The 9,124-nt window shown below is 63.2% G+C and carries 8 protein-coding genes; 4 read left to right on the plus strand and 4 right to left on the minus strand.

What is annotated here, in order from left to right; genetic code table 11:
* Nucleotides 1–49: 49 nt before the first annotated feature.
* Genes gsiC through H3V53_RS22170 form a run of 4 tightly spaced genes read left to right on the plus strand, consistent with a single transcriptional unit; the run spans nucleotide 50 to nucleotide 3,774 of the window.
* Complete coding sequence (gene gsiC, locus H3V53_RS22155; RefSeq protein ID WP_054923707.1) at nucleotides 50–970, plus strand: glutathione ABC transporter permease GsiC; 921 nt, start codon at nucleotides 50–52, stop codon at nucleotides 968–970.
* Nucleotides 971–977: 7 nt separating this feature from the next.
* Nucleotides 978–1,883 (plus strand): glutathione ABC transporter permease GsiD, encoded by a 906-nt coding sequence (gene gsiD / locus H3V53_RS22160; protein WP_336599773.1) that lies wholly within the window; start codon nucleotides 978–980, stop codon nucleotides 1,881–1,883.
* On the plus strand, nucleotides 1,880–2,950 hold the full coding sequence (locus H3V53_RS22165) for a DmpA family aminopeptidase (protein WP_336599774.1): 1,071 nt from the start codon (nucleotides 1,880–1,882) through the stop codon (nucleotides 2,948–2,950). Before gsiD ends, H3V53_RS22165 begins: the two co-directional genes overlap by 4 nt.
* A complete protein-coding gene (locus H3V53_RS22170; RefSeq protein WP_336599775.1) occupies nucleotides 2,947–3,774 on the plus strand; it encodes a M55 family metallopeptidase in 828 nt (275 codons plus the stop codon). Before H3V53_RS22165 ends, H3V53_RS22170 begins: the two co-directional genes overlap by 4 nt.
* Before the next feature lie 45 nt (nucleotides 3,775–3,819).
* On the opposite strand, the gene araH is transcribed toward H3V53_RS22170, so the two are convergent.
* From araH to H3V53_RS22190, 4 genes are all read right to left on the minus strand, one after another.
* A complete protein-coding gene (gene araH / locus H3V53_RS22175) occupies nucleotides 3,820–4,836 on the minus strand; it encodes an L-arabinose ABC transporter permease AraH (RefSeq protein ID WP_336599776.1) in 1,017 nt (338 codons plus the stop codon).
* Nucleotides 4,837–4,917: 81 nt separating this feature from the next.
* Entirely contained in the window at nucleotides 4,918–6,468 is a 1,551-nt protein-coding gene (gene araG, locus H3V53_RS22180) for an L-arabinose ABC transporter ATP-binding protein AraG (RefSeq protein WP_336599777.1), read from the minus strand.
* A gap of 24 nt (nucleotides 6,469–6,492) precedes the next feature.
* Nucleotides 6,493–7,497, minus strand: coding sequence for a substrate-binding domain-containing protein (locus tag H3V53_RS22185; RefSeq protein WP_054923712.1), 1,005 nt, complete (start codon nucleotides 7,495–7,497; stop codon nucleotides 6,493–6,495).
* 112 nt (nucleotides 7,498–7,609) lie between these two features.
* On the minus strand, nucleotides 7,610–8,539 hold the full coding sequence (locus H3V53_RS22190) for a Gfo/Idh/MocA family protein (RefSeq protein ID WP_336599778.1): 930 nt from the start codon (nucleotides 8,537–8,539) through the stop codon (nucleotides 7,610–7,612).
* Nucleotides 8,540–9,124: the final 585 nt, after the last annotated feature.

A 9,124-nucleotide genomic window follows, 5' to 3' on the forward strand; every position in this document is an offset into this window, starting at 1 on the left:
TCGGGCCAGCGTGATCGCCGCACACGCTTCTCCGATAGCGGATCGCTCTATGCTGAACTTTCTCGTCAAACGATTGCTCGGCCTGCTGCCGACGCTCGTCATCGTCGCCGGCCTCGTGTTCCTGTTCGTGCACATGCTGCCCGGCGATCCCGCGCGGCTCGCAGCCGGCCCCGAAGCCGACGACGCAACCGTCGCGCTCGTGCGCGCCGATCTCGGTCTCGACAAGCCGATGCCGCAGCAGTTCGTGAACTTCTTCGTGCGCATCGCGCACGGCGACTTCGGCATCTCGACGCGCAGCAAGCGTCCTGTGTCCGCGGAAATCGGCGAGCGCTTCATGCCGACGCTGCTGCTCACGCTCGTCAGCATGGTGTGGGCCGTGATCTTCGGCATGGCGATCGGCATCGTGTCGGCCGTGTGGCGCAACCAGTGGCCGGACCGGCTCGGCATGACGCTCGCGGTGTCGGGCATTTCGTTTCCCGCGTTCGCGTTCGGCATGCTGCTGATGGAAGTGTTCTCCGTGCAACTCGGCTGGCTGCCGATTGTCGGCGATGGATCGTGGCGCAGCTATGTGCTGCCGTCCATCACACTCGGCGCGGCGGTCGCCGCCGTGATGGCGCGCTTCACGCGCGCGTCGTTCGTCGAGGTGCTGAACGAAGATTTCGTGCGTACCGCGCGGGCGAAAGGCGTCGCCGAACAATGGGTCGTCATCAAGCACTGTCTGCGCAACGCGATGATTCCCGTCGTCACGATGATGGGCTTGCAGTTCGGCTTTCTGCTCGGCGGCTCGATTGTCGTCGAGGTGGTGTTCAACTGGCCTGGCATGGGCCGCCTGCTGGTCGACGCCGTTGCGATGCGCGACTATCCCGTGATTCAGGCCGAAGTGCTGCTGTTCTCGCTGGAATTCATCGTCATCAATCTGATTGTCGACGTGCTGTATGCCGTCATCAATCCGACCATCCGTTTCAAGTGAGGCCCGCATGAGCACGACCGCCGACAACACCCGCGCCGCCTCGCCTGCGCAACCGGAACGCGCGATCCGCACGCCCTGGAGCGAGTTCTGGCGCAAGTTCCGCAAGCAGCATGTCGCCCTCGCAGCGGGCGTGTTCGTGCTGCTGCTCATCGCCGTGTCGATTGCGGGCCCGCATCTGGTTCCGTACGACCCGGAGAACTATTTCGACTATGACGCACTGAACGCGGGGCCGTCGGCGGCGCACTGGTTTGGCGTCGATGCATTGGGCCGCGATATCTTCAGCCGCATCGTCGCGGGCACGCGCATTTCGCTCGCGGCGGGTTTCGTGTCGGTGGCGATCGGCGCGATCATCGGCACGTTCTTCGGCCTGCTCGCGGGCTACTACGAAGGCTGGTGGGACCGCATCACGATGCGCGTCGCCGACGTGCTGTTCGCGTTCCCCGGCATTCTGCTCGCGATCGGCATCGTCGCGATACTCGGCAACGGCATGGTCAATGTGATCGCCGCCGTCGCCGTGTTCAGTATTCCCGCGTTCGCGCGGCTCGTGCGCGGCAACACGCTGATGCTCAAGCAACTCACGTATATCGAAGCGGCGCGCAGCATCGGCGCGTCGGACTGGACCATCATCATGCGGCACATTCTGCCGGGCACGATTTCGTCGGTGATCGTGTACCTGACGATGCGCATCGGCACGTCGATCATCACGGCTGCGAGCCTGTCGTTTCTCGGCCTCGGCGCGCAACCGCCGACGCCCGAGTGGGGCGCGATGCTCAACGAAGCGCGCGCGGATATGGTGACGGCGCCGCATATCGCGCTGTTTCCGAGTCTCGCGATCTTCCTGACGGTGCTCGCGTTCAACCTGCTCGGCGACGGCTTGCGCGACGCACTCGATCCGAAGCTCGACCGTCCATGAACGTTCTTCCGATGCCGCATATCGGCGTATTGCCTGCGGGACCGCTCGGCACGATCGCCGATGTATCGGGCGTCACGGTCGGACATTGCACGCTCGCGCAAGGCGCGACGCAAACGGGCGTCACCGTGGTTCGTCCGCATCGCGACGATGCGTATCGACACAAGGTGCCCGCCGCCGCGAGTTTGATCAACGGCTTCGGCAAGAGCATCGGGCTCGTGCAGATCGAAGAACTCGGCGTGCTCGAAACGCCGATTGCGCTGACCAACACGTTCGGCGTCGCGGCTGTCGCGCAGGCGCAGATTCGCGCCGCCATCGCCAGCAATCCACAGATCGGGCGGGAATGGCCGACCGTCAATCCGCTCGCGTTCGAATGCAACGACGGTTACCTCAACGATATTCAGGCGCTCGCGGTTGAAGCCTCGCATTACGCGCGAGCATTCGATTCCGCAGCTTGCGATTTTGAACGCGGCTCGGTCGGCGCGGGTCGCGGCATGTCGAGCTTCGATCTGAAAGGCGGCATCGGTTCGGCGTCGCGTGTGGTAAGCGTCGCGAGCAAGGCGTTCACCGTTGGCGCGCTCGTGCTCGCGAACTTCGGCCGCTTGCCGATGTTGACCATCGACGGCGTGCCAATCGGACGAGAACTCGCTGCACGCAGGCATACCGCATCTCGCGCGGCGACGTCGAAACCCGAGCAAGGCTCGATCATCATGATAGTTGCGACCGATGCGCCACTCGCTGCACGCCAGCTCAAGCGACTCGCTTTCCGCGCGGCCGCGGGTCTCGCGCGCACGGGTTCGGTTTATGGACATGGCAGCGGCGACATCGCCCTCGCGTTTTCGACTGCTTACACGGTTGCGCAAGAAGCCGACTTCATCAGCACGCCGCCCATCCTCAACGACACGCGTCTCGACCCATTGTTTCAGGCCTGCGCGGACAGCGTCGAGCAAGCCATCATCGATGCGTTGTGGTCGGCCAAGACAGTCACCGGCCGGGATGCGCACGCGCGCCTGTCGCTGCACGAAGCGGCACCCGACCTCGCCCAACTGTTGAACTCGCGCACCGCATGAAGATACTGATTTCCGTCGATATAGAAGGCGTTGCGGGCGTCGTGAACCCTGAGCAGACGCGCGCGGGCAACGGCGAATACGAGCGCGCGCGGCGCTGGATGACGCTCGAAGCGAATGCGGCAATCGAAGGCGCGTTCGCGGGCGGCGCCACGGATGTCTGGGTCAACGACTCGCACGGCGGCTTTCGCAACCTGCTGCCCGACATGCTCGATGCACGCGCGAACGTGATACTCGGCAAGCCCCGCACGCTCGGCATGATGGCGGGGCTCGAATACGCGCCGCAGCTCGTGTTCATGATCGGCTATCACGCGATGGCGCAGAGCCGCGGCATTCTTGCGCACACGATCAATAGCCAGGCGTTCACGCACGTGACGATGAACGGGCGCGACGTCGGCGAAGCGGGATTGTATGGCGCATTGGCGAACGAATATGGCGCGCGCGTCGCGTTGCTTTCCGGCGACGATGTATTCGCAGAAGAGACGCGCCCACTATTCCCCGACGCCTCGTTCGTCATCACGAAGCAGGCGACGGGTTATGGAAGCGGCGTGACGCAAACGCCGGAGCACGCCTGCAACGCGATCAGAGAAGCGGCGCGGCATGTCGTGACAACGGAAACGGAAACACCCGGTATCGAGCAACGCGCCGTAGCTCGATCCGTCGATATCGAACTGCGCGTGCAGAACACCGCGCTTGCCGACCTGTTCGCGCAGATGCCGTCGCTGGAACGCGTGGACGGCGTCACGCTGCGCTTTGCCGCGCCTTGCGTCGAACATGCGGTGCGCACGTTGAATTGCCTGTCGGCGATGTCGTTTATGTTGCGCTGAGGCTGAAAGCGGCGGTCAGCGCAACGTCGTGAGGAAGCAGCGTACTCAAATCCGCCGCTTGCTACGCCTGAACTGGTCGAACAACACAGCGAGCAGCAGAATGCCGCCGCGAATCAGATATTGATAGAACGTCGGCACGTTCAGCAGGCTCATCGCGTCCTGCACCGAGCCCATGATCAGCACGCCGACCAGCACGCCCGAAATCGTCGCGACGCCGCCCGTCAGCGACACGCCGCCCAGCACGCACGCCGAGATCACGCCGAGTTCGAGACCGACCGACGTCTTCGGATCGCCGAGGCTCATTCGCGACGCGAGCATCACGCCCGCGAAGCCCGTGATCAGCCCTTGCAGCACGAACACCGTGATCTTGATGCGCGTGACGGGCAAACCGGCCAGCAGCGCGGCCTCGCTATTGCCGCCCACGGCAAGCACGTTCTTGCCGAACACCGTCTTGCGCAGCAAGAAGCCGAACAGCACGAAGCCGACGATATTGCTCCAGATCGGATACGAAATGCCGAGGAACGAGCCGCCGCCGAGATCGAAGAAGCTCTCTTCGGAAATCATCACCGCGTCGCCGTTCGACGTAATGAACGCGAGGCCGCGCACCACTTCCATCATCGCGAGCGTGACGATCAGCGAGTTGATCTTGTAGCGCGCGATCAGCACGCCGTTCACGAGCCCGACGGCGCCCCCCGCCAGCACGCCCGCCGCGACGCCGAGCATCACGCTATGCGTCGCGGTGATCAGCGTCGACGCCACCACGCCCGAAAACGCGACGATCGACGCGACGGAAAGATCGACTTCGCCGAGCGCGAGTACGAACATCATCGTCACGGAGATCGAGCCGATCAGCGTGACGGAAAGCAGCAAGCCCTGCATGTTGCGGGACGTCAGAAAGTCGGGCACCGCGAACGACAGCACCGCGAACAGAATGACGAACACCATCACGATGCCCGACTTGTTGATCAGATCCCACGTGCGCGCCGCGCGCGCGGCCGTGCCGGGCGACGCGGCGTGAGTGGCTGCCGGCTCGGTCGCCGGACGGGTGCTCGGTGTTTGCATGGTGTTCCGTTTCCGTGGTCTACGTGGTGCGTTGCTGCGTCTGCTTTTGCGTCTGCTTATGCGTCTGCTTCACGCGTTGCATTACTGCGGCAGCGCGAGTTTGATCAGCTGATCGGGCGTGGCCTGCGCCTTCGGCAAATCGCCGACGATGCGCCCTTCCTTCATCACCAGCACGCGATCCGCAATGCCGATCACTTCCGCCAGATCGCTCGATACGACGATCACCGTGCGGCCCGCTTCCGCGAGGTCGTACAGCAGGTCGTAAATTTCCGCGCGCGCGCCGACGTCGATACCGCGCGTCGGTTCGTCGAGCAAAAACACGTCGATGCGTTCGGCCAGCCAGCGCGACAAGATCACCTTCTGCTGGTTGCCGCCCGACAACGTGCCAATCACCGTTTCCGTATTGCGCGTCTTGATCGACAGCTTGTCGATGTATTCACGCGTGAGATCGCGTTCGCGCTTGCCGTTCAGCAGAAAACTCAGCGGGCTGAAGTGACGCCGCGCGCTGATGTTCAGGTTGTCGGCCACCGACGCAATCGCGACGATGCCTTCCTGCTTGCGATCTTCCGGGCACAGCGCGATGCCGGCGCGCACCGCATCGCGCGGCGTGGCGAACTTCACGGGCTTGCCGTTCAGTTCGACATGTCCGCTGACCGGCTGCGTCGCGCCGTACAGCAGCTTCATCAGCTCCGAGCGCCCCGCGCCCACCAGCCCGAAGAAGCCGACAATCTCGCCCTTGCGCGCAGTGAAGGAGACCGGAGCGGACAGCCCCGGCCCCATCAACTGTTTCGCTTCAAGCTGTACCTCGCCCGCCTCGCGTGGACGATAACCATATACGTCGCGAATCGAGCGGCCCACCATGCAGCTGATGAGCCGATCGCGGTCGAGATCCGCAACGGAATCGAAGGTTTCGATCCTGCGGCCGTCGCGGAACACCGTGACGCGGTCGCACAGTTCGTAGACCTCGTCCATCCGGTGCGTGACGTAGATCACCGCGCGGCCTTGCGCGCGCAGTGCGTTGATGATCTTGAAGAGCCGTTCCGTTTCGCGCGCGGACAGCGAGCTGGTCGGTTCATCGAAGGCGATTACGCGCGCGTCGCGCATCAACGCCTTGCCGATTTCGATCATCTGACGCTGCCCGATCGACAGGCTCTTCACCTGCGCATTCGGATTGATCGATTCGCCGAGCCGTTCGAGTTCCGTCATCGCGCGCTTGACGAGCGACTTCTCGTCGAGCACGCCGAAGCGGTTCGGCAACTGCCCGAGCATCAGGTTTTCCGCGACCGTCAGCTCGGGCACGAGATGCAGTTCCTGGTAGATGATCGCGATGCCCGCCTCGATCGCGGCCTTGGTATTGCTGAACTTGTGTTCGACGCCGGCAAGGCGCAACGCGCCCGCCTGCGTCTGGTTCACACCCGACAACACCTTGAGCAGCGTCGATTTGCCCGCGCCGTTCTCGCCCATCAGGCCGTGGACTTCACCGCCGCGCACGTCGAACGACACGTTGTCGAGCGCCACCACGCCCGGAAACGCAACGGTGATGCCGTCAAGTTCCAGATGCGTGGCAGCGGCCGTCAGCGGCTGATCCGAAGGGGCGACGTAGGCCGTGCCGGCAGCGTCATTCGCGTTCATCGTGTTGTGCATCCGTCAGTCGTATCAGATTCCGAGTTCCGTGCGCACGTCTTTCCAGTTCTCGCGCGTCATCAGCTTGCCCGTCGTCTGCGTGTCGGCGGGCGGCTGCTTGCCCGACTTGATCCAGTCGACAAGATTCTGCGTGCTCTGCTTGCCGTGGTTCGTCGAGCTGACGGCGATCGTGCCGTAGAAGCCCGTCGGTTCCTTCTTCTGGAATTCGGCGAACGCTTCGCCTGCACCGTTGATGCCGACGCCGATCACGTCCGAACCGGGGATGTGCAGCTGCTCGGTGGCGCGCACGCCGCCCAGCACGGTCTCTTCGTTCAGCGCGAAGATCACCCACTTCTTGATGTTCGGATGCTTCGACAGCACGGGCGACGCTGCGTTGAAGCCGCCTTCGTCGTCGGTCGTTTTTTGCGGCGCGTCGAAAATGTTGTCCTTCTTGAAGCCGTTCGCGAGCAGCGTTTCCGTTGCGCCGTCGGTGCGCAGCTTGGCCGTCGGCAGTTCGTAGTCGGTGATGCGGATCGCGCCGACTTCTTCCGGCTTCCAGCCGCGCTTCTTCATTTCATCGGAGATCGCCTGGCCGACCTGATTGCCGATCTTGAACGCCGACATGCCCAGATGCGGCACGCCCGCGAGCGGCTTGCCCGTCGAGTCGACCAGCTGATCGTCGACGGTCACGAACTTCATGTTGTAGCGCTTCGCGCGCGCCTGAATGGCCGGTCCGAGACGCACGTCGGGCGGGCAGATCACGAAGCCCTGCGCGCCTTGTGCGCCGAGGTTGTCGATCGCGGCCAGCACCTTCTCGCCGTCAGGCGCGCCGATGTTCACCACCGAAAAACCTTCCTTTTGGCCGAGCGCCGTCGCCGCCTTCTGCTCGTTGATGAACCATGCCTGCTCGGGCATCTTCACGAGCACGCCGATTTTCAGCGGCGCGTCTGCGTGCGCGGTCATCTGCATGGCGAACGGCGCGGCCAGCAGCGCGGCCGCCATCGCGGACAAAGTAAGGCGTCGAAGCTTGCGGGTCATGCTTGTCTCCTTGAACAGTCGTTGCTTGTGGTTGATTGTGTTGTCGCTAATCAGCGTTTGACGGGCTTTAAGGGACGACCAGGCCCGCGTTTCTCTCAGGCTCGGGTCGCGCTTAATCGTTGAACGGCTCGACCTCGTGACGACGGCCAAGCAGAAAAGCATCGGCCACCAGACGCAGCGGGCGCACATCCACATCGTGCTCGCCATGTGTGATCAGCCAGTGAAAGCGCTCATACAGCGACGGGTATTCGCGCTCGGGTCCGACGTCGACGGCCTTGCCCGCAATCGAGAGCTTCTTGCCGCCTTCGCTCAGATGGAGCACACCGTCCGTCGTCGTCACTTCGATTTCCCATTGCTCGACGGGACCATGACGCCAGTCGAATTCGGCGCGCACGGGCACGCCCGCTTCATCGATGAAATCGAGCTCGGCGGCAATCGGCGTCTGCACGTTCGCGGGCACCGACAGCGTCGCCGCGCGCAGGATCACCTCGCGCGGCAGCATGTGCGTGATGATCGACAGCGCGTTGATGCCCGGATCGAACACACCGAGTCCGCCCGGTGTCCAGATCCACGCCTGACCCGGATGCCAGCGGCGCACGTCCTCTTTCCAGCGCACCTGCACTTCTGTCAGCGTGCGTTGCGCGAGCCACGCACGTGCCGTTTCGACGGCGGGTGCATAGCGCGAATGCCACGTCGCGAACAACGTGCGGCCTGCGGCACGCGCCATCGAACGCAACACGTCCACTTCATGCACGCTCGCGCCGGGCGGCTTTTCGAGCATCACGTGCTTGCCCGCCGCGAGCGCGGCGCGCGCCTGGTCGAAACGCACTTGCGGCGTCGCGCACAGCGAGATCGCATCGAGTTGCGGCTCGTTCGCGAGCATCTCTTCGATGGTCTTGTAGTTGCGCACGCCATCGACCTGCGCATTGCGGCTCGCACACGCGACGAGTTCGAAGCCGTCGAGCGCGGCGATAGCGGGAAGATGCTGGTCGCGCGCGATCTTGCCGACGCCGACGATGCCGATAGAAAGTTTGGTGTTCATATAGTGGGCGAAAGAGCTTCGAGGGACTAACGGATTGTTAGCGGCCTCAGCGTAACGCAAGCGCCTGCGCTTCGCGCGCGAGTTCGCGTGGCCGCGCAGCGGTCCATTCGAAGAAGCATGTGTGCGACCTTGCCACTATCTGAGACTCCTCGTTTTCATCTTGCCGTCGACTGCATCCGCCGACGAATTAGCCAAACTATATGCGCGGAAATGACGTGTTGTGATTGGTGTTTTCCCCCATGCACAACATCTGAAAGTCATTCTATTTATCTCGCTCCCGTTGCGCGCAAGGCGCTACTTGTTGATATTCGCCCGCTATTCAAGATATCCGCTCGAAATCGGCAGCAGCAAAAGTTTGCTTGTAAGCACCATTGCGCATCCACCCGCTTCGATAATATAGTCTTACTATATTTGAACAAAACCCACCGAGACACCATGACTGACCAACCCCGCAAACTGCGCTCCGCCGCCTGGTTCGGCACCGCTGACAAGAACGGCTTCATGTACCGCAGCTGGATGAAGAACCAGGGCATTCCCGATCACGAATTCGCCGGCAAGCCGATCATCGGCATCTGCAATACGTGG

The sequence above is a fragment of the Paraburkholderia bengalensis genome, from assembly GCF_037126505.1.
Taxonomy (GTDB): domain Bacteria; phylum Pseudomonadota; class Gammaproteobacteria; order Burkholderiales; family Burkholderiaceae; genus Paraburkholderia; species Paraburkholderia bengalensis.

Excerpts from the sequence above, each read along its gene's own strand:
- gsiC (WP_054923707.1), top strand. The coding sequence starts at position 50 with ATGCTGAACTTTCTCGTCAAACGATTGCTCGGCCTGCTGCCGACGCTC.
- gsiD (WP_336599773.1), top strand. The coding sequence starts at position 978 with ATGAGCACGACCGCCGACAACACCCGCGCCGCCTCGCCTGCGCAACCG.
- H3V53_RS22165 (WP_336599774.1), top strand. The coding sequence starts at position 1,880 with ATGAACGTTCTTCCGATGCCGCATATCGGCGTATTGCCTGCGGGACCG.
- H3V53_RS22170 (WP_336599775.1), top strand. The coding sequence starts at position 2,947 with ATGAAGATACTGATTTCCGTCGATATAGAAGGCGTTGCGGGCGTCGTG.
- araH (WP_336599776.1), bottom strand. The coding sequence starts at position 4,836 with ATGCAAACACCGAGCACCCGTCCGGCGACCGAGCCGGCAGCCACTCAC.
- araG (WP_336599777.1), bottom strand. The coding sequence starts at position 6,468 with ATGAACGCGAATGACGCTGCCGGCACGGCCTACGTCGCCCCTTCGGAT.
- H3V53_RS22185 (WP_054923712.1), bottom strand. The coding sequence starts at position 7,497 with ATGACCCGCAAGCTTCGACGCCTTACTTTGTCCGCGATGGCGGCCGCG.
- H3V53_RS22190 (WP_336599778.1), bottom strand. The coding sequence starts at position 8,539 with ATGAACACCAAACTTTCTATCGGCATCGTCGGCGTCGGCAAGATCGCG.